The organism is Stakelama marina, from assembly GCF_018122655.1.
GTDB lineage: Bacteria > Pseudomonadota > Alphaproteobacteria > Sphingomonadales > Sphingomonadaceae > Sphingomonas > Sphingomonas marina.
The window spans coordinates 465,021-489,728 of sequence record NZ_JAGRQC010000003.1 but is presented as its reverse complement, the minus strand read 5'-3'; the positions used below and the strand labels follow the sequence as shown (position 1 = coordinate 489,728).

The window sequence follows — 24,708 nt, the reverse complement described above, 5'->3', positions numbered from 1 at the left end:
CGCGCGGCGGCGGAAGCGTCGGACCATCGGTCCGCTCGCGCCCCGGCAGCAGCAGCATTTCACGAGTTCAAGACCGCAGGCCGGAGGTTTTTCCGCCCTGCCCTTACTGTTGATCGCGCGCCGCCGGGGACTTTCGGCCGGCGCGCCCGGAGAATCATAAATGACCATGCGTATGTTGATCGACGCACGTCACCGGGAGGAAACCCGCGTGGCTGTCGTCAAGGGAAACCGAATCGAGGAGTTTGATTTCGAGTCCGCCGAGCGAAAGCAGCTCAAGGGCAATATCTATCTGGCGAAAGTAACCCGCGTCGAACCGTCGCTGCAGGCGGCGTTCGTCGATTATGGCGGCAACCGCCACGGCTTCCTCGCCTTCAGCGAAATCCACCCCGACTATTACCAGATCCCCAAGGAAGACCGCGACGCGCTGCTCGCCGAAGAGGCCGAACACGCCGCCGAGGAAGCCGCGCTGCGCGCCGAGGAAGAGGTCGACGAGGACGATGGCGACGGCGCCGTCGAACTGGTCGAACGCTCGCACGACGACGAGAATGAGGGCGACGAAGACGCCGAGGCTTCGGACGATTCGGAAGGCGACGCCAAGCGCGGCCGCGGACGCCGAAAGGGCAAGGGCGACAAGGAAAGCGCGGCCGAGGCGCTGCGCCAGCGCCGTATGTCGCTGCGCAAGCGCTACAAGATCCAGGACGTCATCCGCCGCCGTCAGGTGCTGCTCGTCCAGGTCGTGAAGGAAGAACGCGGCAACAAGGGCGCCGCGCTGACCACCTATCTGTCGCTCGCCGGCCGCTACTGCGTGCTGATGCCCAACACCGCGCATGGCGGCGGGATCAGCCGCAAGATCTCGAACGCGGGCGACCGCAAGCGGCTGAAGGGCATCATGGCGGAGCTGAAGCTGCCGCCGACGATGGGCTGCATCGTCCGCACCGCCGGGCTGCAGCGCACCAAGACCGAGATCAAGCGCGACTTCGATTATCTCGCGCGGCTGTGGGACGGGATTCGCGAACAGACGCTCAAATCGAGCGCACCCGCGCTGGTTTACGGCGACAGCGACCTCATCAAGCGGGCGATCCGCGACATCTACAACCGCGAGATCAGCGAGGTCGTGGTCGAGGGCGAGGAAGGCTATCGCCAGGCCAAGGACTTCATGAAGCTGCTGATGCCGAGCCATGCCCGGCGCGTGAAGCAATATTCGGACGCGGTGCCGCTGTTCCAGCGCCATCATGTCGAGGATCAGCTCGCGGCGATGTACCACCCCGTCGTCCAGCTCAAATCGGGCGGCTATCTGGTCATCAACCCGACCGAGGCGCTGGTGTCGATCGACATCAACTCGGGCCGGTCGACGCGCGAACATAATATCGAGCAGACCGCGACCGCGACCAATCTCGAGGCCGCGCACGAAATCGCGCGTCAGCTTCGCCTGCGCGACATGGCGGGCCTTGTCGTCATCGACTTCATCGACATGGATCACAATTCCAACGTCCGTAAGGTCGAAAAGGCGATGAAGGAGGCGCTCAAGAACGATCGTGCGCGCATCCAGGTCGGCCGCATCTCCGCCTTCGGGCTGATGGAGATGAGCCGCCAGCGACTGCGCACCGGCGTGCTCGAAGCGTCCACCGTCACCTGCCCGCATTGCGAAGGCACCGGGCTCGTCCGCACCGCATCCTCGGCCGGGCTTTCGGCGCTGCGCCTGCTCGACGACGAGGCGGCACGCGGTCGCGGGTCGCTGCTGACGCTGCGCTGCAGCCAGGAAGCCGCTTTCTACGTCCTCAACAAGAAGCGCGCCGACATTGCCGAGATCGAAGAGCGCTATGGCGTGTCGGTCGAGATCATGTCCGATGGCGAGGTCGAGGGCGCGCGGATGTCGGTAGAGGCATCCGGTCCGCCGCCGGCGCACGCTCCGCGCATCGAACCCCCGATCGAGGAGCCCGAAGAGGATTTCATCGAGGAAGACGAGGAAGAGCAGGAAGACACCGAATCGCGCGACGACGACAGCGAAGGCGAAGGCGAAGGCGAAGGCAATGGCCGCCGTCGTCGCCGGCGTCGGCGTGGACGACGCGGTCGCGGTCGCGATGCCGAACAGCGGCAGGACGACGATTCGGACGGCTCCGACTCCGACGAGGAGGAAGACAAGCAAACCGAGCAGCCGTCGGACGACGGCGAACAGGAAAAGCCGAAGCGTCGTCGGCGCGGTCGCCGCGGCGGTCGTCGCAATCGCGGCGATTCGGGCGAGGCGAAGAGCGACGAATCGCAGCAGGATAGCCAGGCAGAAGCCGAAGCGCCTGCCGAGGCTCCGGCCGAGCCCGCCGAAGCGGCGCCGGTAAGCGAACCCGCTCCCGAAGCCGAGGCCAAGCCGAAGCGGACACGCCGTCGGCCCAAGGCGCGCGCCGAAGAGGATAGCGCCAAGGCCGACACGACGCCGGAAAAGCCTGCGGAAGAGGCCGCCGCCGAACCTGCCGAAAAGCCCAAGCCAAAGCGTACCCGCCGCAAAAAGGCCGAAGCGCCCGCCGAGGACGCCCCCGCCAAGGAAGCGGAGTCGGATGGCGCCGAGGAAGCGCCCGCGCCGAAGCCGCGCCGTCGGCGCAAGGCTGCGCCCAAGGCGGAACCGGTCGAGCAGGATCTCGAACCGGCAGCGGAGACCGCGCCTGCGGACAAGGGCGGCGATGGCGCCACGACGGCCGATGCCGGCACGGGCGACAACGCCGCGGGCGAAGGTGACGCCGATGAGGGCGGCGATGCCAGCCCGCGTCGCGGCTGGTGGCAGCGCACCTTCGGCGGCTGATCGGGACATGGCGGACGCGCGACACATCTGTCCGCGCGTCCGCCGACCGGCTTCAGCCGAAGTTCAGCCGGACGCGGCCAGAGATGGGAAGTACCGGCGCAAGACCGGACGGGACGGACCTGACGGAGACGTGACCTGATCGACAAGCCGATCATGAAGCGACTTGCTGCGCTCATCGCGCTGTTCTGCCTGTTCGCGGTCCAGCCCGCCTATGCGCAGACCATTCTGCGCGACACCGAAACCGAAGCGCTGATGAAGGACATGACCCGTCCGATCATCGAGGCGGCGGGTCTGTCGCCAAAGAATGTCCAGATCATCGTGCTTCAGGACCCCAGCATCAACGCGTTCGTCGCGGGCGGGCAAGTGGTGTTCGTGCATTCGGGCCTGATCGACGCCGCCGACAATGCCAACGAGGTTCAGGGCGTCATCGCCCACGAACTCGGCCATATCGCCGGCGGACACGTTCCGCTAGCCGATCGCGGCATGAAGAGCGCAACCGGCGTGTCGATCGCCAGCCTGCTGCTCGGCGTAGCGGCGATCGCGGCCGGCGCGGGCGAAGCGGGCGCGGGCATCCTCGCCGCCGGGCAGCGCGCGGCGCTCGGCAAATATCTCGCATATAGCCGCACGCAGGAATCGTCGGCCGACGCGGCCGGCGCGCGCTACCTCAACACCGCCGGGATCAGCGGCAAGGGGATGCTCGACTTCTTCAAGAAGCTTCAGAATTACGAATATCGCCTCGGCATTCCGCAGGACAACAGCTTCGACCGCAGCCACCCGCTGACCGGCGAACGGATGGCGGCGCTGACGCAGACGCTCCATCAGTCGTCGGCATGGGGCAAGCCGACCCCACCCAAGCTCGAAGAGCGCTTCGAACTCGTTCAGGCCAAGCTGCGCGGCTATGTCAACGACATGAACGACGTGCTGGCGAAATATCCGGTGACCGACAATTCGCTGCCGGCGCATTATGCGCGCGCCTATGCCTATCACCGCGCCGGCTATCCCGACCGCGCGGAAGCGGAGGCGCAGGCGCTCGTCCAGTCGGAACCGAAAAATCCCTATTTCCTCGAACTGCAGGGACAGATCCTGTTCGAGGGCGGCCATCCCGAACAGGCGCTCGCACCGCTGCGCGAGGCGGTGAAATACAGCGATCATGCGCCGCTTATCGAAACGACGCTCGGCCAGGCGCTGGTTTCGACCGACAATCGCGACCATCTCGACGAGGCGAAGACCGTGCTTCGCGACGCGATCACGCGCGACGACGAAAATCCCTTCGCCTGGCTCCAGCTCGGCACCGTCTATGAACGCGAGGGCGACCGCGCGCGCACCGCGCTCGCCTCTGCCGAGCGCGCCAACCTGACCGGCGACCCGGTGCTGGCGCTCGTCAGCGCGAAGACCGCGATGGCCGGCCTCGACAAGGGGTCGCGCGACTGGCTCCGCGCGCAGGACATCATGATGGTATCGCAGACGCAGGTTCAGGAACTGAAAGACAAGGGCAAGCTACCCCGCCGATGATCGAAGCCCTTACGCGCACGCCGCTCCGCCTCGTCCTGCTCATCCTCGTCTCCGCGCTTGCCGGTGCGGCGGCGGTCGTCGCGGTCCAGGCGCTGTTTCCCGCCTCGCTGGGCAGCCGCGCCGAAATCGAGCAGGTCGTCCATGACTATGTCCTCGACAATCCCGAAATCCTGCCCGAGGCGATGGACCGGCTGCGCGACAAGCAGACCGCGCAGGTGATCGACGCCAATCGGCAGGCGATCGTCGATCCGTTCGGCAGCGCATGGCAGGGTGCCAAGAATCCCGACGTCAACGTGGTCGTCTATACCGACTATGCCTGCGTCTATTGCCGCGCGAGCCTGCCCGAGATCGCCGAGCTGGTGAAGAACGACCCCAAGGTGCGCATCGTCTATCGCGAGCTGCCGATCCTGACCGAGGAAAGCCGCACCGCCGCCGAATGGAGCCTCGCCGCCGCCGAACAGGGCAAGTTTCAGAAATTCCACAACACGCTGTTCGCTGCAGAGCGGGTGACGCGCGACGCGATCATGAACGCCGCGCGCACGGCCGGCCTCGACATGGACCGCGCGGCAAAGGTCGCCGGATCGGACCGGGTCGCGCAGCAGATCGACAAGAATCTCCAGCTTGCCGGGCAACTCGGCATGACGGGCACACCGTCCTGGGTGATCGGCGACCGCGTAACGTCGGGTGCGGTTCCCTATGATTCGCTCCAGTCGATGATCGACACCGCGCGCACGAAAAGCTGAACGCCTTCGTTGCCGAATAGGCGACGCGTTCCTACCTGTCGGTTTCGCGAAAAGGGGCACCCCGTGGAACCGATCCTCAGACTTTCCGGCGTCAGCAAGACCTATGACGGCGGCCATCAGGCATTGAAGTCGGTCGACCTCGACATTCGCCGGGGCGAAATCTTCGCGCTGCTCGGCCCGAACGGCGCGGGCAAGACGACGATGATCAGCATCGTATGCGGCATCGTGACGCCCAGCGGCGGGACGATCAGCGTCGATGGGCATGACGCGATCCGCGACTATCGCAAGGCGCGCCGGATGATCGGGCTCGTCCCGCAGGAACTGTCGGTCGACATGTTCGAAACGGTAATCGCCACCGCCCGCTTCAGCCGCCGCCTGTTCGGTCGCGCGCCCGACGAAGCCTATATCGAGCAGCTCCTCAAGGATCTGTCGCTATGGGACAAGCGCAAGTCGAAGATCATGGAGCTTTCGGGCGGCATGAAGCGGCGCGTGCTGATCGCCAAGGCGCTCTCTCACGAACCCGATATCCTGTTCCTCGACGAACCCACCGCCGGCGTCGATGTTTCGCTCCGCCGCGACATGTGGAAACTGATCGGGCGGCTGCGCGAACGCGGCGTTACGATCATCCTGACCACGCACTATATCGAAGAGGCCGAGGAAATGGCCGACCGCGTCGGCGTGATCGCGAAGGGCGAGCTGCTGCTGGTCGAGGAAAAGACCGCGCTGATGGCAAAGCTCGGCAAGCGCGAGATGGATATCCTCCTCGTCGAGCCGCTCAACGCGGTCCCCGACGCGCTGTCCGAATGGAACCTCTCGCTGGAGGACGAAGGCCATCGACTGCGCTACGCGTTCGACGCCACCGCCGAACATACCGGCATACCGTCGCTGCTGAGGAAGCTCGGCGATCTCGGCATTGCCTTCAAGGACCTCGAAACGTCGAAGAGCTCGCTCGAGGATATCTTCGTCGATCTTGTCTCGCACCGTGACGAGGAGCAGGCGGCATGATGAAAATCTATCGCAATCAATCTCCGGTTCGTCTCGAACGGACGGGGGCGTCGATATGAACGGTCACGGCGTCTGGGCGATCTACCGTTTTGAAATGGCGCGTGCGCTGCGTACGCTGTGGCAGTCGGTGGCGACGCCGGTCATCACCACCTCGCTTTATTTCGTCGTCTTCGGCGGCGCGATCGGCAGCCGCATGCAGAATGTCGGCGGCGTCGATTATGGCAGCTTCATCGTGCCCGGCCTCATCATGCTGACGCTCCTCACGCAGAGCATTTCGAACGCTTCGATCGGCATCTACTTCCCCAAATTCACCGGCACGATCTACGAATTGCTGTCGGCGCCGGTATCGGCGATGGAGATGGTGATCGGCTATGTCGGCGCGGCGGCGACCAAGTCGGTGGTGCTGGGTCTCATCATCCTCGCCACCTCGACATTGTTCGTGAACCTGCACATCGAACATCCGCTGGCGATGATCGCGTTCCTGCTGCTGACCGCGCTGACCTTCAGCCTGTTCGGCTTCATCATCGGCGTCTGGGCGCAAGGGTTCGAACAGCTTTCGATCGTCCCCGCGCTGCTCGTCACGCCGCTCACCTTTCTCGGCGGCGCCTTCTATTCGATCGACATGCTGCCGGAGCCGTGGCGCACGGTCAGCCTGTTCAATCCCGTGGTCTATCTGGTCAGCGGGTTCCGCTGGAGCTTCTTCGGCAAGGGTGATGTGTCGGTGGCGTGGAGCCTCGGCTTCATCGCGCTGTTCATGGCGCTGTGCCTCGCGCTGATCTCGTGGATCTTCAAAAGCGGCTATCGGCTGAAGAGCTGACGGGCCTTTTTGGCAGCCCCATCAACAACGGTCGCAGGACGAGCGCATTGAGATCGACGAGCGCGTGGAGCGCCATCGTCATGCCCAGGCTCGCGGTCAGCCAATAGATCGCGGTAAAGATCGCGCCCAGGACCATCGCGCCGAGCATCCCCGTCCAGCGCTGATAGCCATGCGCGAGCGCGAACAGCACCAGCGACAGCGCGAAGCCCGGCAGCGCATCACCGAGCAGGATCGCGCTCAGCAGCGGCAGCAACAGGCGGAAATACAGCTCCTCGGTAATCCCGGCCGTGATCGACAGCAAAAAGGTCCAGCGCAATTCTCCGCGGTGCCGCGGCAGGACCATGCCGACATCGCCCAGCATCCATGGCGCGCGTCCGCGCCGCCGGCGCCACCGTGCCACCAGCACACCGATCAGCGCGCCGCCGATCAGTCCGCCAGCCATCGTCCACAACATCACCGCGTCGCCGCGCCAGCCGCCGGGGACAACCGACAATCGGGCGGAGGCGACGGCGAACGATTGGGGCATGTAGCCGAGCGCCCCCAGTCGGCCGAGAAGCGCAAGCGAAATCAGCGTCGGAGCCGCGAACAGCAGCACCGCCTTCCACACCCAGAAACGGTACATCGCCGCACGGTCGCTGCGGTCGATGCCAAGGCGGATTGCCAGCCGCCCCTTCAGGAACAGCGTATAGGCGGCCAGCGCCAGTACGAGCAGCGCGGTGGCCATCGGTGCCGGAAACGCCGCCCGTCAGCGCGAGTGGCGGTGTTCGCCCTTGACCCAGCGCACGGTGCCAGAGCTGGCGCGCATCACGACGCTTTCGGTCGTCATCACGCCGCCGCGAAGCCGCTTGACGCCTTCGAGCAGCGACCCGTCGGTGACGCCCGTCGCGGCGAAGATGCAATCACCCTTGGCGAGATCTTCGAGGCTGTAGATCTGGTCGAGGTCGTCGATGCCCCATTTGCGCGCGCGCTGCCGCTCGTCCTCGTTGCGGAAGATCAGCCGGCCCTGGAACTGGCCGCCGACGCAGCGCAGCGCCGCCGCCGCGAGCACACCTTCGGGGGCGCCGCCCTGACCCATATAGATGTCGATCGTCGTGTCGGGATCGGTCGTCGCGATCACGCCGGCCACATCGCCATCGGGAATCAGCACGATACCGCAGCCGACCTCGCGCAGTTCGGCGATCAGCTTTTCATGGCGCGGGCGGTCGAGAACGCAGGCGATGATCTCGTTCGGCTCGACGCCCTTTTCCTTCGCCACCGCCTCGACATTCTGGCGCGCGCTCTTGTTGAGGTCGATCACCCCCTTCGAATAGCCGGGGCCGACCGCGATCTTTTCCATGTACACATCGGGCGCGTTGAGCAGGCAACCCTTTTCGGCGATCGCCAGCACCGCGAGCGCATTGGGACCGGCCTTTGCCGTGATCGTGGTGCCTTCGAGCGGGTCGAGCGCGATGTCGATCGACGGCGCATCGCCGTCGGTGATGCCGACCTTTTCACCGATATAAAGCATCGGCGCCTCGTCGCGCTCGCCCTCGCCGATCACCACGGTGCCGTCCATGTGGAGCGAATTGAGCGCCTCGCGCATCGCCTCCACCGCAGCGGCGTCGGCCGCCTTTTCATTGCCGCGCCCGATCAGCGAGGAAGCTGCGATCGCCGCCGCTTCGGTCACGCGGACCATTTCCAGGACGAGGACTCGGTCGAGATTCTTGCTGGCGCTAGACGGCATGGGTCGAACATTCCTCGCTTCTGTTGCTGGCTGGGGCGATACGGGAGCAGACTTCACTTGTCGAGCAATGCCCGGAAATTGCTACGGTTCCGCGAAGCCGACGCGCGATCAGTCGCCCAGGATATGCATCCACATCGGCGCGCCCTTCAGGTTCGACGACGCCGACAATTTTTCAAGCGCCTGCGCGACGCAGCGTTCGGGCCCCTCATGCGTGACGATGGCGACGAGCACGCTGCCGTCGGCCATTGCGCCGCGCTGCATCAGCGCCTCGATCGAAACACCGGCATCGCGCATCGCCGCGGCGATCTCCGCGAGCACGCCGACCTTGTCCGCAACGGTGAGGCGAACATAGGCGCGGCCGCGCCGTTCGCCGGTCGGTGCGGGCGGCTGTTTCGCCAGCACCGTTACGGGCATCGCATAGGGCGGGCCGAATTCGCCGCGCGCGATATCGATCAGATCGGCGACGACCGCGCTGGCGGTGGGACCGTCGCCCGCGCCCGCGCCTTCGAAGAACAGCCGGCCGACGAAATTGCCCTCCGCGACGACGGCATTGGTCGAACCCGATACATGCGCGAGCGGGTGGGCCATGGGCACGAGATAGGGATGGACGCGCTGGAACAACCCTTCGCCGTCTTCCTCTGCGATGCCGACCAGCCGGATGCGATAGCCGAGCGCCGCCGCCTCTGCGATGTCGGCGGCAACGACGTCGCGAATGCCGCCGATCGCGACATCGTCGAACGCGGGCTGCGTACCAAAGGCGATGCTGGACAGGATCGACAGCTTGTGCGCCGCATCGACACCGTCGATGTCGAAACTCGGATCGGCTTCGGCAAAGCCCTTTGCCTGCGCCTCGGCGAGGACCTCGGAGAAATCGCCGCCCTCGCTCTCCATCTTCGACAGGATGAAATTGCAGGTGCCGTTCATCACGCCGTACACGCGGTCGATGGCATTCGCCGCCGCGCCCTCGCGCAGTCCCTTCACCACCGGAATGCCGCCGGCGACCGCGGCTTCGAACTTCAGCGCGACGCCCGCGCTTTCCGCCGCTTGCGCCAGTTCGAACCCGTGATGCGCGATCATCGCCTTGTTGGCGGTCACGAAGCTCTTTTTCGCGTCCAGCGCCGCGCGAGCGAGCGCCAGCGCGGTTCCGTCCGCACCGCCGACCAGTTCAAGCACGACATCGGCATCGGCCTCCACCGCCAGCGCGGTCGGATCGTCGATCCATTTGAAGCGCGACAGGTCGACGTCGCGATCCTTCGACCGGTCGCGCGCCGTAACGGCGACCACCTCGATCGGCCGTCCGGCGCGCCGCGCAATCAGCTCGCCATTGGTATCGAGCAGGCGAATGACACCCGCCCCCACAGTTCCAAGGCCTGCAATCGCTACGCGCAGCGGTTCGGTCATCGCGGTCTCCTCATTTCGTTGCGGCCCGTTCCGCCATGCTGAACTCGTTTCAGCATGCACGGCGCGCCCACAGCAGCAGGCGATGCTCTAGCGGCACGAAGGACCCCGAAACAAGTTCAGGGTGACGAAGAAATGTTGCGGCCGGCCCGGTTATTTCTTGATGAGGCCGATCTCGACGAGCCGCTGATGCAAATATTGTTGCGCCGTGATCGGTTCGGGATAGCGGTTCGGATTTTCCTCGCTGACGCAGCCCGGCAGCGTCTCGATCAGGAAATCTGGCGCGGGATGGAGGAAGAACGGCATCGAATAGCGCGAATGCCCGCGGCGCTCGGCCGGCGGATTGACGACGCGGTGCGTGGTCGAGGGCAGGACATGGTTGGTCAGCCGCTGCAGCATGTCGCCGACATTGACGACCATCGCGCCTTGCGGAGGCTTCACCGGCAGCCAGCGACCGTCCTTGTCGAGCAGTTCGAGCCCCGCTTCCTCGGCGCCGAGCAGCAGCGTGATGAGGTTGATGTCCTCATGCGCGCCGGCGCGGACATTGGGCGCGTCCTCCTCGATCGGCGGATAGTGCAGCAGGCGCATCACCGAATTGCCGTCCTTCACCGCCGGATCGAACCAGTCGGGCTCCAGCCCCAGATGCCGCGCGATCGCGGAGAGCAGCCGGTCGCCCGCAGTATCGAACGCCGCGAACAGCTCGGTAAAGGTCTCGCGAAAGCCCTCGGGCCGGTCGGGCCAGATATTGGCGGGCATGTCGGGCTCGTATTTGTGCCCTTCCGGCAGCTCGCGTCCGACATGCCAGAATTCCTTCAGGTCGACATGTTCGGCGCCCTTGGCGATCTCGGTCTTGAACGGCGTATAGCCGCGCGCGCCGCCGCCACCCTCGACATGATAGCGGCGCTTTTCCTCCTCGGGCAGCGCGAAGAACCGCTCGGTGGTCTTCCAGGCACGGTCGATGAGCGCCTCGTCGATGCCGTGATCGGACACCATCGCGAAGCCGAACCGCTCGAACGATCCGCCGAGCGCTGCGGCAAAGGCTTCGGGATCGTCCTGCTGCTGCTTCATCGAGACGAGCGGGACTTCGGACAACGGTGTATCGAGCATGGTCTTTTCCGGCAAAAGCGTTTCAGATTGCCCTTGCCAATAGTCGCTTCGCCCGCATCCGAACAGGGTCAGTCTTCGATCGTGATGACGCCCGCCGTCCGGTCCTGTCCCGTCGGTGACAGTTCGAGCCGGAAATTGTCGCCATCGTCGGTCTTCCCGCTCAGCCCCGCGCCGCTGTCCTCCAGCGAATAGCCAGCATCGATCAGCTTCGGTTTCAGCCAGTCATGCACGACCTGCGGCGAGGCGGGGCTGTCGAAGCGCACATGCACGCGGTCGGGGCCGTTGCCACCGTCGCCGCTGTTCGCGTCGACGTTGAAGGCGGTAATCTTCGTACCCGGATAGAGTTTCACGCCGTTGAGATCGAAATTGTCCGCGTCGAGCCGGAATTTGGGCAGCTTGATCGATCCCTCGAACCCGGGAAGCTTGAACGATACGCGGCCATTTTCGTCCGCCGTCGCGGTCATGTTGCCGCCCTCTCCCTTGGCCGAAAAGGTGACATTGGTCGCATCGCCGTCCGAAGAGCCGTTGCAGGCCGCAAGCAGCAGCGCGAAGGGGACGACATAAAGCGATTGGCGCATCACCGGCTCCACTTGTGTGTTAATTACACAATACACTAACAAATCGGTGGATTCGGTCAAGCGATGCTTGGGTGACGCGGATAACGTTATCGGCCATGGTGCACCGCATCATGGAACCGCAGGCCCGCACCACGCTCGATCGCTCGCCGATCCGCTTTGCCGAGTTCGTCGCGTTGATCGCGGCGATGATGGCGCTGACGTCGCTCGGCATCGATTCGATGCTCCCTGCGCTGCCCGCGATCGGCGACAGCCTGGGCGTCGCCGATCCCAATCACCGGCAATATGTCATCACCGCGTTCCTGCTCGGCTTTTCAGTCGCGCAGCTCGCGCACGGCCCGCTTGCCGACCGGTTCGGGCGGCGACCGGTGCTGGCCGTGGCGTTGTTCGCCTATGCCGCGACCAATATCGTCGCCGCCTTTTCGGGAAGCTTCGCGCTGCTGTTGCTGGCGCGCGCAACCTCCGGCGCGGCGGTGGCGGCTGCCCGCGTCGTCACGATCGCGCTGGTCCGCGACTGTTTCGCCGGCCGTGCGATGGCGCGGGTGATGAGCCTCGCCTTCATCGTGTTCATGGTCGCGCCCGTGCTTGCCCCCACCTTCGGCCAGACGGTGCTGCTGGTGGGAAGCTGGCGGATCATCTTCGGCGGGATCGCGGCGGTCAGCGCGCTCGTGCTGGTCTGGTTCCTCGCGCGGATGCCCGAAACGCTTGCTTCCGAACACCGCATCCCGCTCGATCCGCGCCGGTTGCTGCGCGGCTATGGCATCGTGCTGCGCGATCGCTATGCCGTCGGCTATACGCTTGCCGCCGCATTGCTGTCGGGCGGACTGTTCGGCTTTATCGGATCGGTACAGCAGATCGTCTTCGACGTGTTTCGCCTGCCCAATCTGCTCGTCCTCATCTTCGCCGCGGTCGCGGGAACGATGGCGCTCGGCAGCTATTTCAACGCGCGCATCGTCATGCGCTTCGGCCAGCGCCTGATCTCGCATCTGGCGCTGTCCGCGCTCATCGCAATCGCCGGAATCCACCTGTTCGTGGCGCTGTCGGGATGGGAGAATATCGTCAGCTTCGCGATCCTTCAGGCGCTGATGATGGCGTGCTTCGGGCTCGCCACCTCCAATTTCTCGTCGATGGCGATGGAGAATATGGGTGAGATCGCCGGCACCGCATCCAGCCTGCAGGGCTTTGTCTCGACGATGGGCGGGGCGGTGATCGGCGCGTGGATCGGCCAGTCGTTCGACGGCACCACCGTGCCGCTCTATTCGGGCTTCTTGATATGCGGGCTGGTCGCCTTTGTGGTAATAATGATCGCCGAACGCGGCCGCATGTTCCAACCGGCCTGATGACGATTCGTCGCGGAAGGCGGGAACGCGAAGTGCGGCTTCGCCGTTCGGAAATGCGGCAGCCAATCGTCGCTGCCGACAGACAAGCGAGGATAGCTATGGGCGGACACAAGGTTCCCGAACGCGGCCCCAATGACGATGGGTATGACGATCGCGGCTATGACGAAAGCCAGCGCGCGGAAATCATCGAGACGACGCGCGGCGGCCGCAACGACGGCGTCGTGCAGACCGACCTCGATCCCGACATCCGCGACGCGGAGGAGGACGAGGAAGACGAAGACATGATCGAGATGACCGACAGCGACCTCGGCGAGGAAGACGAGGATGTCGATCAGGACCGTGCCGACCGCAAGGAAGACGAGGTGCAGGCCGAATTCGACGATGGCAGCATCGGCGAAGACGAACTGACCGACCGCGACGAAAGCGCGATCAATCCCTGACCGGGCGCTCCACCGCCCGCTCTTCGCGGCAGCGCCGGCGACCCTGCTGGCGCTGCTGCTGACCGGCTGCGGCGGTGCGCCCACGCCCGACAATCGGACGCCCGAGGCCGCCGCGACCGACATCGCCGCGACACCGCCGCGCGCCGAGCCCGGCAATTCGGGTGCCGATGGCGACGTGGCCGCAGCTACCAATGTCGCCGAACCGCCGCCTGCCGACAGCGCGCCCGGCAACAATGCCGGCCAGGCCGCGGCCGATATCATCACTGCGCGCTTCACCTGCATCGACGGATCGGCGCTGGTCGTGCGCTATGACAAGGGCGCCGACACCGCGACGGTCGTTCGCGGCGCAAAGCAGGTCGCGACGCTCGACCATCAGCGCTCGGGATCGGGAATCTATTATCGCAGCGGAGAATATGTGCTTCGCGGCAAGGGCGGGGAGATCAGCTTCTCGACGCCCGATCAGCCGCCGCTCCCCTGCACACAGACCGGCTGATCAGCCGATCAGGTTGGCGAGCATCTTCACTTCCTTGTCGTTGATCCGCGCGCCATCGACATCGGTCTGCTTGGCGTGCTCGGCCTTCTTGGCGGCCGGCGGGTGCGACGCCTTGGACGGCGCGAACCCGATCGTTGTCAGCGCAAAGAAGATGACGCCCACGGCCCAGAAGATCGCCGACCAGCGGCTGCGGAAAATCTGTGCGGGACGGCGTGGAAGCATGTCGCACGGTCTAAGCCGCAAAGCTCAACGCCCGGTTTCGCGCCATGGTAAACAAGGCGCGAGTAAATAAAATGGGCGCGACGCGATAATGTCCGGTGCGCCGCGCCCTCCCTTCCGGACCTCCGGCGATCAGCGGCAGACGACCTTGCCGCGATCGATCTCGCGACCGATCAGCCCGCCGGCACCTGCGCCGATGACGGTCGTCAGCAGCGTCGAATCGCCGCGCCCGAGCTGGTTGCCGAGCAGGCCGCCAAGCGCCGCGCCGACGATCAGGCCGGTGGTGCCGTCCGACCGGCGGCAATAATAGCGGCCGTCATATCCACGATAGACGCGCATATCGCGCCGCAAGCGGATCGGGCGATACCCGCTGCGATAATGGCGCTCGGCATAATAGCGTTCGGCATCGTGGGCGCGCTTGCCCCATGCCTTTGCATGCGGCGGCGGGCCATGGCGGTGATGATGGTGATGCTGCGCGGCGGCAGCGGGGATGGCGGGCAGCGACAGCGCAACGGCGGCTGCGCTCAGCATGGCAGTACGCATGGATACTCTCCTTCAACCGTTCCTGCGACTAGAACCGGCGCAGGTAAGGGGCGGTTGCATGAACCCAAAACAACGTTTCGTTCACGCAACTTTCGCGCTATTTTCAGCGACATGAGCCGATTCACCCAGACCATCACCGCCCGCGCCGAAGACATTGACGAGCTGGGCCATGTCAACAACGCGGTATGGGTGGCGTGGATTCAGCAGGTCGCGATCGCGCATTGGGATGCGGTCGCCGCGCCTGAACACAAGGCGCGCTATATCTGGGTCGTGACGCGGCACGAGATCGACTATCGCGGCAATGTTCGCGAGGGCGAAACGGTGACCGCCGAAACCTGGGTCGAGGAACCGCCCAGGGGCGCGCGATTCAACCGCCACATGCGATTCATCGGCGCGGACGGCAAGGTGAAGGTCGAAGCGGTGACGACCTGGGCGATCATCGACCGCGAGGCCGAACGCATCGTCCGTGTCCCGAAAGAGGTCGCGGCGCCGTTCCTTGCGGCAGCGGACGGATAGCCCTCAGCCGCTGTTGCGAAGTGCCGTCGCGATCGCGTTGATCGACAGTAGGATGCCCTCGCCGATGCGCGGATCCTCCTCGCCGCCGCGCAGCCGCTTGAGCAGTTCGATCTGCAACAGGTTGAGCGGCTCGATATAGGGCAGGCGCAGGAGAATCGACGCCTCGAGCTGCGGATGCCGCTCGAGCAGGCGCGTCTGCCGCGTCACCGTCAACAGCCCGTCATGCGTCTGCTGCCAGCCGTCGCGGATGCGGCCGAAGATGTGATCGCGCTTTGCCTCGTCCTCGACCAGCGTCGCATAGCGCGCGGCAATGCCCATGTCGGACTTTGCGAGCACCATCTCCATATTCTCGAGCGTCGCGGCGAACAGCGGCCAGCCTTCGGCCATCTCGCGCAGCAGCCCCTTGTCCTCGAACTGCTGGATCGCCTGGCCGACGCCGTACCAGCCCGGCAGCATCACACGCGCCTGCGCCCACGAAAACACCCAGGGAATCGCGCGCAGATCCTCGATCGCGTCCGATTTCTTGCGGCTGGCGGGGCGCGATCCGATCTTCAGACCAGAGATTTCGCTGATCGGCGTCATCTGGCGGAAGAAGCTGCGAAAACCCTCGGTGTCATAGACCAGCCCGCGATACGCCTTGAACGCGGTGTCGGAGAGCTGGTCCATCGCTCCCGCGAACCGCTCGTAATCCTTCTGCGACAGCTTCACCGGTTCCAGGCTGGCGAGCAGCGTCGCCGACGCCATCACTTCCAGATTGGTCTTGGCGCTTTCCGGCGTGCCGTATTTGGCTGCGATCACCTCGCCCTGCTCGGTAATGCGAATGCGGCCGTTGACGGTGCCCGGCGGCTGCGCGCGGATCGCGGAGAAGGCCGATCCGCCGCCGCGCCCCACCGCGCCGCCGCGACCGTGGAACAGCTGCATCGCGACTCCCGCTTCCTCGAACACCGGCGCCAGCGCGGTCGATCCGCGCGAAAGCTGCCAGGTAGAGGTCAGATAGCCGCCGTCCTTGTTCGAATCGGAATAGCCGATCATCACTTCCTGATAGCCGCGCTCCTTGTTGATCGCGGCGATTTCGGGAAGCGCGAAATAGGCGCGCATCACCTCGGGCGCAGCTTCCAGGTCGGCGACGGTTTCGAACAGCGGTACCGCCATGACATGCGCCTGCGGCGGTTCGCCCGGCACATAGAGCCCCGATTCCTTGAGCAGCAGGTTCACCTCGAGCAGGTCGGAAACCGAACATGCCATCGAGATGATATAGTTGTTGATACAGTTGCGCCCGTATTTCGAATGCGCATCGGCGGCGGCATGCAGGATCGCCAGTTCCTTCGCCGTTTCATCCGAATATTCGGCATAGGGGCTGGTCAGCGGGCGCGGGCTGGCCAGTTCGCGGCGCAGCAGCGCGACGCGCGCATCCTCGTCGAGCGCGGTATAATCATCCTCGACGCCGGCATGTTTCAGCAACTCGGACACGACGCGCTCATGCACCGCGGCATTCTGGCGCATGTCGAGCGTGGCGAGATGGAAGCCGAAGGTCTCGACCGCGCGGATCAGCCGGCCGAGCGCACCGCCCGACGACAGCGACTTGCCGCCCTGTTCGGCCAGCGCGCGGGCGAGCTTGACGAGATCGGCGCGAAATTCGTGCGGATCGGCATAGGCTTCCCCGGTCAGCGGTCCGGGGCGCGGCGGTTTCTTTCCGGCAAGCTTTTCGTGCGTCGCGGACACACGCGCATAGATGCCCGAGATCGCGCGGCGATACGGTTCGTCGACGCGACTTTCGGCCTCGTCGCCGCTCGCCTCGGCAAGGTCGAGCACGGCCTGATCGACATCGGTATGCTGCGTCGAAATCGACAGCTCGGCGCCCAGCGCATGGAGCGCTTCGAGATAATAGCCGAGCACCGTTTCCGCCGCGCGCGCGAGGGCGAAGCGCAGCGAATCGGCGGTGACGAACGGGTTGCCGTCGCGGTCGCCGCCGATCCAGCTTCCCGGGCGCACGAAGCTCGGCACGCGCTCGCCCAGCGCACGGTCCCAGCGTGCATAGAGCGCGGGCAGCGCGGGCAGGAACACGTCGCGCAAATAGCTGAGCGCGGTTTCGACCTCGTCGGCGACATAGAGCTTTTCGCGGCGCAGGACGCGGGTCTGCCACAACAGCGCGATCTGGCGCAGCAGCGCCTCTTCGATCTTGTCGCCGTCGGGCGTCTCCTCGAGCCCCTGATCCTTCATCGCCATCAGCTCGGCGATGCGGTTCTTGTGGTCGATCATGCTCTTGCGGCGAACCTCGGTCGGGTGCGCGGTCAGCACGGGAACGATCAGCCCGTGCGCAAGCAGGTCGAGCACCGCCTTCCGGTCGATCCCGTCGGCGTCGAGCCGCTTGAGCGCGTGCGACACATCGGCATCGGGTTCGGTCGCCACGCCCTGCCGGTCCTCGGCAAGGTTGGCGAGCATGGAAAACAGCATGAAGCCGCGCGTGAAATCGAGCGTCTCGTCCAGCGTCAGCCGGTCGAGTCCGGGATCGATAGCATCGGCGCCGGCAACGCCGCGATAGCGATCGACCGAGGTCGATCGGATATATTCGATGCGTTTGAAAAGATCCTCGCCACCATAGTCGCGGATGACGTCGCCGAGCATGCGTCCAAGGAAGCGGATGTCGGGATTGTTGGTGATCGAGGGATTGCTAGCCATGAAGAGCCTGCTGCACCGCGGCGCACCATCCGTCAACCGCAGCCGCGGTCGGACGCACTAAAGTTACGTTGTCAATCGTCGGACAATAACGTCAACTCGACATCGCCGCGTCCGCGCCGGGTCAGTCCGATTTCGTCCGCGGCGGCGCGCGACAGGTCGATCACACGCCCCGCGGCATAGGGGCCGCGATCGTTGATCGTGACGACTACGCTTTCGCCATTGGCCGGGTTGGTCACGCGGACCCTGCTGCCGAAGGGCAGCGTCCGGTGCGCCGCCGTCAGCGTGTCGGGATCGCATATATCTCCGCTCGCGGTACGCTGCCCGGCGATTTCGGTGCTGAAATAGCTCGCCTCGCCGCCGTCGATTTCGGTCCCGGCCATCGCCGCACCTTCTGCTGGCGCCGCATGGACGACGACGGGCGCGGCGGCACACAGACAAGTTGCCAGAACGAATGCGAACCGCATGGAAAGCCCCTCCCCATTTCGATGCGCGTGACCCTGTCCCGGCCTGGTCGCCAAGTCATTACCGCCGCCCCCGATTCGCGACATAAGGTGCCGTCCCGCCGATGAACCGCGTCTCTGATCCGACATGGACGCTGCGATGGCCTGCGGCACTTTCACCCGGCGAGCACCGATCCTACATGATGCGCGTGACTTCCCATCCGATCACCGCGCGAATCGCCGACGGCGTCTGTTCGATTCCCGCCGCCGACTGGGATGCCTGCGCGCCTGCGGGACACCCTTTCGTCAGCCATGCCTTTCTCTCGATGCTCGAACGATCGGGCTCGGCGGTCGCCGAAACGGGGTGGCAACCGCTGCCGATCGTGGTCGATGGCCCCGACGGCCGCCCGATTGCGATCGCGCCCGCCTATGCCAAGGGGCACAGCCAGGGCGAATATGTCTTCGACCATGGCTGGGCCGATGCGTGGGAACATGCCGGCGGGCGCTATTATCCCAAGCTTCAGGTCGCGGTGCCCTTTACCCCTGTGCCGGGGCCGCGCCTGCTGCTCCGCGACGACGATCACGCCGCCGCGCTGATCGCCGCGATCGAGGCGGTGACCGATCGGCACGGGCTGTCCTCGGCGCACGCGACCTTCGTCGCGCCTGAACAGGTCGCGCAGTTCGAAGCGGCGGGATGGCTGATCCGCCACGGCAACCAGTTCCACTGGACCAATCACGGCTATGGCAGCTTCGACGATTTCCTCGCCGCGCTCGCCAGCCGCAAGCGCAAGGCGATCCGCAAGGAACGCGCACGCGCGGTCGAGGGGCTGACGATCCGCCATCTGAGCGGCGACGACATCGAAGATGCGCATTGGGACGCCTTCTGGGAATTCTATCAGGATACCGGCCACCGCAAATGGGGCCGCCCCTATCTTACGCGCCCCTTCTTCTCGATGCTGGGAGAAGCGATGGGCGACCGGGTGCTGCTGATCCTTGCCGAGCGCGACGGACATCCCATCGCCGGCGCGCTGAACCTGATCGGCGACGACGCGCTCTACGGCCGCTATTGGGGCTGTGTCGAGGATGTGCCATTCCTCCATTTCGAGCTCTGCTATTATCAGGCGATCGACGCCGCCATCGCGCGCGGTCTGGCCCGTGTCGAAGCGGGCGCGCAGGGCGAACACAAGCTCGCGCGCGGCTATGTCCCCGTCACCACCTATTCGGCGCATTATATCCCCGATCCGGGGTTCCGCCGCGCGGTCGCCGATTTCATCGAACGCGAAAAGCTCGCGGTCGAAAACGATCAGGAGTTTTTGGGCGCGATGACGCCTTTCAAGCGCGGTGATTAGCGCTTGGGCTTCGCGTCATGGTCGATGCGCAGCACCATGCTCGTGCCGTCGCGCCAGACGGGCGTCATGCCCTTCAGCAGCGCGGGATCATAAGGCGGCGGCCCGATCAGCCACAGATAATCGAACGCATCGCGCGGAAAGGTGCGCAGCGCCCAGTCGATCGGCCGCCACATCTCGCCATGGCATTTGCGGTAGGTGACGAGTTCGGACGGATCGTGGTTGAACCCGCGCCCGGCGGCATAGCGCACCGTCAGCAGCTGCCCGCCCGCCATCGACCACTGGTCGTTCGAAAAGGCCAGCCGCCGCTCCAGCGCGAGGCCGGGCATGTGCTCGACGCGCGACATCTTCCAATAGTAACGGCACGTCGTCCCGACAAAGCTCAGCAGCCGCGCGCCCTTGGGCACATGGTCGAGCGCCGCCAGCTCGCGGGTATAGCGCTGGTCGTACAGATAAAAGCTCGCGGTCGTGGCACCGATGCGCACCAGGAAGAAGGCGAGCCCCAGCAGCGCGACCACATTCGCGCGGCGGATCGACAGGCCAGGCTTGGGCCGAAGCGCGATCAGCGCGATCCCGAACACGAACGGCGCCAGCCGCATATCGGCATAGGCCGATCCGAACACGATCCGCGGCAGCAGCAGATAAACCGCGAGCAGGAACAGCGCCGACAGCGTCAGGTTGCGCGAATACTGGATGTTGGGATCGCGCAACCCCTTGAACAGGATCAGATAGAACACCGCCAGGCTCGCCAGGTCGAACAGCTGCCACCGGTCGCGCAGCACCATGGTCACCCACAGCATCTTGGCGCGCCAGTTGAACCAGTCGAACGTCTGCCCGGTAACATGGTCGCCCGATCGCCACAGGATCATCAGCGCGGCGGGCGGCGCGAGCACCAGACAATGAACGCCGGCGCGAATCCAGGCGGTGATCCAACCCTTCCAGCCGCCGCCGCGCAGATCGTGCTGGCGGACCAGCTCGCCCGAAAAGGCGAGCACGCCCAGCGTTCCCCAGCCATAGGTGTGCGTCACCCAGATGATCGCCGAAATCGGCACGAACACGATCGCGCGCAGCCGCACCCGGTGCAGCCGGCCCATGCGCAGCCACAGCGCGAAGGCATTGAGCGCCAGCGCCATCGACAGCGCGAAATTGACGAAGCCGAAATGGAAGGGAAAGCTGTACACGATCGGCAGCGCGAACAGCGCGGTGGCGGGAATCCTCCCATGCACCTCGCGCGCGATCCACAGCAGGCCGATCGCGGTCAGCGCGGGGATCGTCATCACGATCAGCTTCACGCCTAGTTCGATGCCGAACAGCTTGCTCATCGGAATGATGAGCAGGTCGAACCCGAGATTGCCGATCAGCTGCCAGTGAAAATTGTACCATTCGTGCAGCCAGGGCGCGGTGTCCCATGATTCCTGCACGCGGTACCGGCCCATATGGCCGGGCAGGTCGACGAGCGGCGGAATGGTCGGCCAGATCAGCGGAACGACCGCGACCAGCGCCATCGCCACGACGAACCACCGTGTCTGCCACCAATGGGCCTGTCGATCGCGCAACCCCTGCATCCGCGATGCTGTAGTGCAGCAGCGTGCGTGCGTACAAGCGCTAGCACATCGCCATCCCCTGCGGTTCGGCGCATTTTTGGTCCAGCGGGAGCTGGCTCAGCCCAGTGCGAGCGCGGGCGCGTGCTCCCTCGCGCCGGAACGCGAGCGATAGAATGCCAGCAATCCCTGGTAACAGGCCAGCGTGACCGACGCGCCGACGATGCCGTCGACCGCATAATGCCAGCCCAGCGCCATCGAGAGCAGCAGGATGAGCGCGGCGGCGATCGCTACCGGCACGAAGATGCGGCGCGTCCGCACAGTACAATGGCTCGTCAGAAAGCTGTTTCTGCCATGTCTGCACGCTTACTCGCTCCAGCGCCTTCGCGGACGCGATAAAAGGCGAGTCCGGTATCGCGCAGTGGCAGCCTCTCTACCCAGCTTGGAACATTACCGCTCAGCAGTAAAGCGGCGAGGCTGTCGGGATAGGCATTGCGCACGTCGAGTTCGAGGAAATCGGTCGGGCAGATCGCGATATAACGGACATGCCAGCGCGCGACCATACGTTCCGCCTGTTTGGGTTGCGACAGGAAGAACTCGTACATCGCGCGGTTGCCCCGATTGTTGCGGTGATAGCCCGCCGCAACCGATGCGTGGTGCGACCCACCGATGATGTATGCGCCCATGTCGATCGGCGCCATCACTACGCCGGCCGGATAGCGGTCGAGTTGGTGCCAGACATCGCCCGATTTGCAGCCCTTGTTGACGAGATAAGTCGCCCGAATTTGCGGAGCAAACGCTTTTGCGGCGATGGCGGGCACCAACAGGTAAACCATACCGCACGACGCCAGCCAACTCGCTATGATCTGCGGCGTCCGCCCGCCGCGACGCGCGGCGAGGATCATCTGCGCCAGCAGCGGCGCGGCGACAGCGCTGCCGATATAGGCGCCGCGCACTTGATCGAACAGAACGAGATCGCTCATCGCGAGAATCGCAATCAGCGGTAATGCGACAATCCGTCGGCAAGGAAAGCGGTACAGGAACCAAATCGCGGCGATGGTCGAAGCCGCCATCATCCCGGCGGAGGGGATAGCGATGCCGAGCAGTTCCTGGTGGAACAGTCCCCGAGCCTCAAGCACATTGTCCATGAAGGCGTGGCGGACAAAAGGATCCATCGGACCGTAGGGGCCCGACAGACAAATGGGGTACAGCCCAACCAACACCAGGGCTGCAACGGCACCGAGCGCACTACCGGCGATAATGCGCGCCCGCCATCCCCTCAACCGCACACCCGCAAAACCAAGCAACAGCCAATAGCCGCCGACGGCCAGCGTGCTGGTGGTCGAAGCCGGGGTGAAAGTGTCGCACCACTGCGTCGTCCACAAAGTCGGCCGGGCAAAAGCGAGCAATAATCCTGTCACCGCGACCAGCATCGCACCGAAGCCGATGGCGCGCGCCTTCTCCTCACTGCCTCGCCACACCCACATGCCGAAGAGAGTCAACATAACAGCGGCGACTTGGGGTGCAGTTTCAAGCCCGATCCCCATACTGAGGGCCACTCCGGCTCCTGCTATCGCACCGCTGGCAAGTGACGACCGCCATGTGAGGGAAAGGACGATGCCTAAGGTGAGCACGATCTGGAGGGCGTGATGGTCGATTCTGCCTGGTAGGAACAGTGAGCCGGCTGGATATGCGATCGCCGCGACGATCAGCGCGACCGTTCCGGCCGCCGCCCCACCCAGCCGCCGGCCGATCCTAGCAGAAAGAAAGAGATAGATACCGAACAGCATACCGGGATAGGAAATCACGGCTAGCAATTCGGCGTGGTGAGTGCCGAGCAACGGCCGCGTCAAAACGATGATACCCGTCGGGACGATGTCGTTGATTCGCGACCAGTGCATAGGCGCACCCAGCGGGGGCGCCAGCCGATATTGCGTCCAGTCGTTGAACCCCTGCCCTGCCAGCCAGTCACGAATCTGTGCTAGCCGCATCATGTCGTCATTGTCCGGCAGGTTCAGAAAGGCCAGTTGAGGCCAGCCCCTGATTGTCCAGATCGTCATCAACAAGGCCGCGATGGCAAGCGCGGCGATGGCATCCCGCCAAAGGTTGCGCGGAACCAGGCCAGAAACGGTAACTTTTTCGTTGCGCATTTGCCCTCGCTCAAAAGGTCACCTGACCGCTAACCAAAAATGGTTAACCATCTTTTTAGGGCCTGTCCGATAGACCAGCTGGACCTACAATTACTTGCAAGGGGTCCCATGTCAGTCGCCCAAGTCCGTCGCATGCCCGAGCCAGGCCCCCGTGACGTTGAAAAAACTGCGGCGAATACGGTCGAATTATCGATCGTCATGCCCTGCCTGAATGAGGCGGAGACACTCGCACTATGCCTGCGCACCGCGCGCGCTTTTCTCGACAACAGCGGTGTTACTGGGGAAATCATCGTCGCCGACAATGGGTCGACTGATGGGTCGCAACAGATTGCGATCGCGTTCGGCGCGCGTATAGTGCATGTTGCAAATCGCGGCTATGGCGCGGCATTAATCGGTGGGATCGCGGCGGCGCGGGGGCGCTATATCGCGATGGGCGATGCTGATGACAGCTATGATTTCGGGGGGTTGATGCCCTTTGTCGAGGCGCTTCGCGATGGAGCAGAACTGGTGATGGGCAATCGCTTCCGGGGCGGTATCGCGCCCGGGGCCATGCCCGCACTGCACCGCTATTTGGGCAATCCGGTTTTGAGCTTTCTGGGCCGTATCTTTTTCGGAGTCGGCGTCGGCGATTTTCACTGCGGGCTGCGTGCATTCCGTCGCGAGGCGGTCGTTTCGCTCGGCTTGGCTTCCCCGGGGATGGAATTCGCCAGCGAGATGGTGGTCAAGGCGGCGTTGGAGAAGCTCGATATTCGCGAGGTACCGACGACGCTCAAGCCTGATGGCCGCAGTCGTCCGCCGCATCTCAGGACGTGGCACGACGGCTGGCGGCATTTACGTTTCCTTTTGATCTACGCGCCGAAATTCCTGCTGCTCTATCCTGGGCTCGCTCTCGCCTTTGCGGGCCTCGTGGGTGTGGCCGGGCTTATCCCAGGGGACGTGACACTCGGAGAAGTGCAATTTGGCGTGCACACAATGATTTTCTTCGGGATGGCGCTGCTGATGGGATCACAGCTCATCGGGCTATCGCTCCTCGCGCGCCGATATGGCACAATCGTTGGGCTATGGCCGGAAAGCGGTCTGATGCGCAGGGTGCGCGACTGGTTCACGGTCGAGCGCGCCTGTATTGGGGGCGGCCTGATGCTCGCTGCGGGTATCGGGGGCGCAATCGCGGCGACGACATTCTGGGCCCACACCGGATTTGGTGACCTGGACCCGCTCGCACTGATGCGACTTACGGTACCGTCGATGTTGCTCGGCTGCATCGGCCTTCAAACGGTGGTTACGGCCTTTTTCATCGGCCTGCTCGATCAAGGCAAGCGGGGTTGACGCC

23 protein-coding genes are annotated in these 24,708 nt (G+C 64.8%); 11 read left to right on the top strand and 12 right to left on the bottom strand.

The annotated features are described in order from the left end of the window. Positions 1-160 precede the first annotated feature (160 nt). The 5 genes from J7S20_RS12195 to J7S20_RS12175 all read left to right on the top strand — a co-directional run bounded on the left by J7S20_RS12195 (position 161) and on the right by J7S20_RS12175 (position 6,868). Positions 161-2,791 (top strand): Rne/Rng family ribonuclease, encoded by a 2,631-nt coding sequence (locus J7S20_RS12195; protein WP_284054497.1) that lies wholly within the window; start codon positions 161-163, stop codon positions 2,789-2,791. 153 nt (positions 2,792-2,944) lie between these two features. After that, the gene (locus J7S20_RS12190) at positions 2,945-4,303 is read left to right on the top strand and encodes a M48 family metalloprotease (RefSeq protein ID WP_284054496.1); all 1,359 of its coding nucleotides are present in this window, start codon (positions 2,945-2,947) and stop codon (positions 4,301-4,303) included. Continuing rightward, positions 4,300-5,046, top strand: a complete 747-nt coding sequence (locus J7S20_RS12185; RefSeq protein WP_284054495.1) for a DsbA family protein — start codon at positions 4,300-4,302, stop codon at positions 5,044-5,046. Before J7S20_RS12190 ends, J7S20_RS12185 begins: the two co-directional genes overlap by 4 nt. Positions 5,047-5,109: 63 nt before the next feature. Next, the gene (locus J7S20_RS12180) at positions 5,110-6,051 is read left to right on the top strand and encodes an ABC transporter ATP-binding protein (RefSeq protein ID WP_284054494.1); all 942 of its coding nucleotides are present in this window, start codon (positions 5,110-5,112) and stop codon (positions 6,049-6,051) included. 55 nt (positions 6,052-6,106) lie between these two features. Continuing rightward, positions 6,107-6,868 (top strand): ABC transporter permease, encoded by a 762-nt coding sequence (locus J7S20_RS12175; protein ID WP_284054493.1) that lies wholly within the window; start codon positions 6,107-6,109, stop codon positions 6,866-6,868. Here the strand turns inward: J7S20_RS12175 and J7S20_RS12170 are convergent. The 5 genes from J7S20_RS12170 to J7S20_RS12150 all read right to left on the bottom strand — a co-directional run bounded on the left by J7S20_RS12170 (position 6,840) and on the right by J7S20_RS12150 (position 11,674). After that, the gene (locus tag J7S20_RS12170) at positions 6,840-7,592 is read right to left on the bottom strand and encodes a CPBP family intramembrane glutamic endopeptidase (protein ID WP_284054492.1); all 753 of its coding nucleotides are present in this window, start codon (positions 7,590-7,592) and stop codon (positions 6,840-6,842) included. The two genes, J7S20_RS12175 and J7S20_RS12170, sit on opposite strands and share 29 nt — an antisense overlap. A 21-nt stretch (positions 7,593-7,613) precedes the next feature. Next, positions 7,614-8,591 carry a class II fructose-bisphosphatase gene (gene glpX, locus J7S20_RS12165; protein WP_284054491.1) on the bottom strand — a complete coding sequence of 326 codons (978 nt, stop codon included), beginning with the start codon at positions 8,589-8,591 and terminating at the stop codon, positions 7,614-7,616. A gap of 108 nt (positions 8,592-8,699) precedes the next feature. Further along, entirely contained in the window at positions 8,700-9,992 is a 1,293-nt protein-coding gene (locus tag J7S20_RS12160) for a homoserine dehydrogenase (protein WP_284054490.1), read from the bottom strand. 150 nt (positions 9,993-10,142) lie between these two features. After that, a complete protein-coding gene (locus tag J7S20_RS12155) occupies positions 10,143-11,096 on the bottom strand; it encodes an isopenicillin N synthase family dioxygenase (protein WP_284054489.1) in 954 nt (317 codons plus the stop codon). 68 nt (positions 11,097-11,164) lie between these two features. Next, positions 11,165-11,674 carry a hypothetical protein gene (locus tag J7S20_RS12150; RefSeq protein WP_284054488.1) on the bottom strand — a complete coding sequence of 170 codons (510 nt, stop codon included), beginning with the start codon at positions 11,672-11,674 and terminating at the stop codon, positions 11,165-11,167. A 110-nt stretch (positions 11,675-11,784) separates the two neighbouring features. Between J7S20_RS12150 and J7S20_RS12145 the strand changes: the two genes are divergently transcribed. The 3 genes from J7S20_RS12145 (at position 11,785) to J7S20_RS12135 (ending at position 13,944) form a co-directional block, all read left to right on the top strand. Next, positions 11,785-13,011 carry a multidrug effflux MFS transporter gene (locus J7S20_RS12145; protein WP_284054487.1) on the top strand — a complete coding sequence of 409 codons (1,227 nt, stop codon included), beginning with the start codon at positions 11,785-11,787 and terminating at the stop codon, positions 13,009-13,011. A 98-nt stretch (positions 13,012-13,109) separates the two neighbouring features. Continuing rightward, positions 13,110-13,451 (top strand): DNA primase, encoded by a 342-nt coding sequence (locus tag J7S20_RS12140; protein WP_284054486.1) that lies wholly within the window; start codon positions 13,110-13,112, stop codon positions 13,449-13,451. Positions 13,452-13,626: 175 nt separating this feature from the next. Further along, positions 13,627-13,944 carry an MliC family protein gene (locus J7S20_RS12135; RefSeq protein WP_284054485.1) on the top strand — a complete coding sequence of 106 codons (318 nt, stop codon included), beginning with the start codon at positions 13,627-13,629 and terminating at the stop codon, positions 13,942-13,944. On the opposite strand, the gene J7S20_RS12130 is transcribed toward J7S20_RS12135, so the two are convergent. After that, complete coding sequence (locus J7S20_RS12130) at positions 13,945-14,166, bottom strand: hypothetical protein (protein WP_284054484.1); 222 nt, start codon at positions 14,164-14,166, stop codon at positions 13,945-13,947. A 129-nt stretch (positions 14,167-14,295) separates the two neighbouring features. After that, positions 14,296-14,706, bottom strand: coding sequence for a glycine zipper 2TM domain-containing protein (locus J7S20_RS12125; RefSeq protein WP_284054483.1), 411 nt, complete (start codon positions 14,704-14,706; stop codon positions 14,296-14,298). Positions 14,707-14,817: 111 nt separating this feature from the next. Here J7S20_RS12125 and J7S20_RS12120 point away from each other — a divergent pair, with 111 nt between their 5' ends. Then, on the top strand, positions 14,818-15,222 hold the full coding sequence (locus J7S20_RS12120) for an acyl-CoA thioesterase (protein ID WP_284054482.1): 405 nt from the start codon (positions 14,818-14,820) through the stop codon (positions 15,220-15,222). A 3-nt stretch (positions 15,223-15,225) separates the two neighbouring features. On the opposite strand, the gene ppc is transcribed toward J7S20_RS12120, so the two are convergent. Together ppc and J7S20_RS12110 are read right to left on the bottom strand one after the other, a co-directional pair. Then, entirely contained in the window at positions 15,226-17,901 is a 2,676-nt protein-coding gene (gene ppc / locus J7S20_RS12115) for a phosphoenolpyruvate carboxylase (RefSeq protein WP_284054481.1), read from the bottom strand. A 71-nt stretch (positions 17,902-17,972) separates the two neighbouring features. Beyond that, positions 17,973-18,365 carry a septal ring lytic transglycosylase RlpA family protein gene (locus tag J7S20_RS12110; RefSeq protein ID WP_284054480.1) on the bottom strand — a complete coding sequence of 131 codons (393 nt, stop codon included), beginning with the start codon at positions 18,363-18,365 and terminating at the stop codon, positions 17,973-17,975. A 179-nt stretch (positions 18,366-18,544) separates the two neighbouring features. Between J7S20_RS12110 and J7S20_RS12105 the strand changes: the two genes are divergently transcribed. Further along, positions 18,545-19,690, top strand: a complete 1,146-nt coding sequence (locus J7S20_RS12105) for a GNAT family N-acetyltransferase (protein ID WP_284054600.1) — start codon at positions 18,545-18,547, stop codon at positions 19,688-19,690. Here the strand turns inward: J7S20_RS12105 and J7S20_RS12100 are convergent. The 3 genes from J7S20_RS12100 to J7S20_RS12090 form a co-directional block, all read right to left on the bottom strand. Then, positions 19,687-21,252, bottom strand: coding sequence for a hypothetical protein (locus J7S20_RS12100; protein WP_284054479.1), 1,566 nt, complete (start codon positions 21,250-21,252; stop codon positions 19,687-19,689). The two genes, J7S20_RS12105 and J7S20_RS12100, sit on opposite strands and share 4 nt — an antisense overlap. 96 nt (positions 21,253-21,348) lie before the next feature. Beyond that, positions 21,349-21,549 carry a phosphatase PAP2 family protein gene (locus J7S20_RS12095; protein WP_284054478.1) on the bottom strand — a complete coding sequence of 67 codons (201 nt, stop codon included), beginning with the start codon at positions 21,547-21,549 and terminating at the stop codon, positions 21,349-21,351. 14 nt (positions 21,550-21,563) lie between these two features. After that, positions 21,564-23,378, bottom strand: coding sequence for a hypothetical protein (locus J7S20_RS12090; protein WP_284054477.1), 1,815 nt, complete (start codon positions 23,376-23,378; stop codon positions 21,564-21,566). 132 nt (positions 23,379-23,510) lie between these two features. Between J7S20_RS12090 and J7S20_RS12085 the strand changes: the two genes are divergently transcribed. Beyond that, complete coding sequence (locus J7S20_RS12085; RefSeq protein WP_284054476.1) at positions 23,511-24,704, top strand: glycosyltransferase family 2 protein; 1,194 nt, start codon at positions 23,511-23,513, stop codon at positions 24,702-24,704. Positions 24,705-24,708 lie beyond the last annotated feature (4 nt).

Excerpts from the sequence above, each read along its gene's own strand:
- ppc (WP_284054481.1), bottom strand. The coding sequence starts at position 17,901 with ATGGCTAGCAATCCCTCGATCACCAACAATCCCGACATCCGCTTCCTT.
- J7S20_RS12190 (WP_284054496.1), top strand. The coding sequence starts at position 2,945 with ATGAAGCGACTTGCTGCGCTCATCGCGCTGTTCTGCCTGTTCGCGGTC.
- J7S20_RS12105 (WP_284054600.1), top strand. The coding sequence starts at position 18,545 with ATGCGCGTGACTTCCCATCCGATCACCGCGCGAATCGCCGACGGCGTC.
- J7S20_RS12125 (WP_284054483.1), bottom strand. The coding sequence starts at position 14,706 with ATGCGTACTGCCATGCTGAGCGCAGCCGCCGTTGCGCTGTCGCTGCCC.
- J7S20_RS12120 (WP_284054482.1), top strand. The coding sequence starts at position 14,818 with ATGAGCCGATTCACCCAGACCATCACCGCCCGCGCCGAAGACATTGAC.
- J7S20_RS12170 (WP_284054492.1), bottom strand. The coding sequence starts at position 7,592 with ATGGCCACCGCGCTGCTCGTACTGGCGCTGGCCGCCTATACGCTGTTC.
- J7S20_RS12110 (WP_284054480.1), bottom strand. The coding sequence starts at position 18,365 with ATGCGGTTCGCATTCGTTCTGGCAACTTGTCTGTGTGCCGCCGCGCCC.
- J7S20_RS12195 (WP_284054497.1), top strand. The coding sequence starts at position 161 with ATGACCATGCGTATGTTGATCGACGCACGTCACCGGGAGGAAACCCGC.
- J7S20_RS12185 (WP_284054495.1), top strand. The coding sequence starts at position 4,300 with ATGATCGAAGCCCTTACGCGCACGCCGCTCCGCCTCGTCCTGCTCATC.
- J7S20_RS12145 (WP_284054487.1), top strand. The coding sequence starts at position 11,785 with ATGGAACCGCAGGCCCGCACCACGCTCGATCGCTCGCCGATCCGCTTT.
- J7S20_RS12150 (WP_284054488.1), bottom strand. The coding sequence starts at position 11,674 with ATGCGCCAATCGCTTTATGTCGTCCCCTTCGCGCTGCTGCTTGCGGCC.
- J7S20_RS12140 (WP_284054486.1), top strand. The coding sequence starts at position 13,110 with ATGGGCGGACACAAGGTTCCCGAACGCGGCCCCAATGACGATGGGTAT.
- J7S20_RS12130 (WP_284054484.1), bottom strand. The coding sequence starts at position 14,166 with ATGCTTCCACGCCGTCCCGCACAGATTTTCCGCAGCCGCTGGTCGGCG.
- glpX (WP_284054491.1), bottom strand. The coding sequence starts at position 8,591 with ATGCCGTCTAGCGCCAGCAAGAATCTCGACCGAGTCCTCGTCCTGGAA.
- J7S20_RS12085 (WP_284054476.1), top strand. The coding sequence starts at position 23,511 with ATGCCCGAGCCAGGCCCCCGTGACGTTGAAAAAACTGCGGCGAATACG.
- J7S20_RS12100 (WP_284054479.1), bottom strand. The coding sequence starts at position 21,252 with ATGCAGGGGTTGCGCGATCGACAGGCCCATTGGTGGCAGACACGGTGG.
- J7S20_RS12090 (WP_284054477.1), bottom strand. The coding sequence starts at position 23,378 with ATGCGCAACGAAAAAGTTACCGTTTCTGGCCTGGTTCCGCGCAACCTT.
- J7S20_RS12175 (WP_284054493.1), top strand. The coding sequence starts at position 6,107 with ATGAACGGTCACGGCGTCTGGGCGATCTACCGTTTTGAAATGGCGCGT.
- J7S20_RS12155 (WP_284054489.1), bottom strand. The coding sequence starts at position 11,096 with ATGCTCGATACACCGTTGTCCGAAGTCCCGCTCGTCTCGATGAAGCAG.
- J7S20_RS12160 (WP_284054490.1), bottom strand. The coding sequence starts at position 9,992 with ATGACCGAACCGCTGCGCGTAGCGATTGCAGGCCTTGGAACTGTGGGG.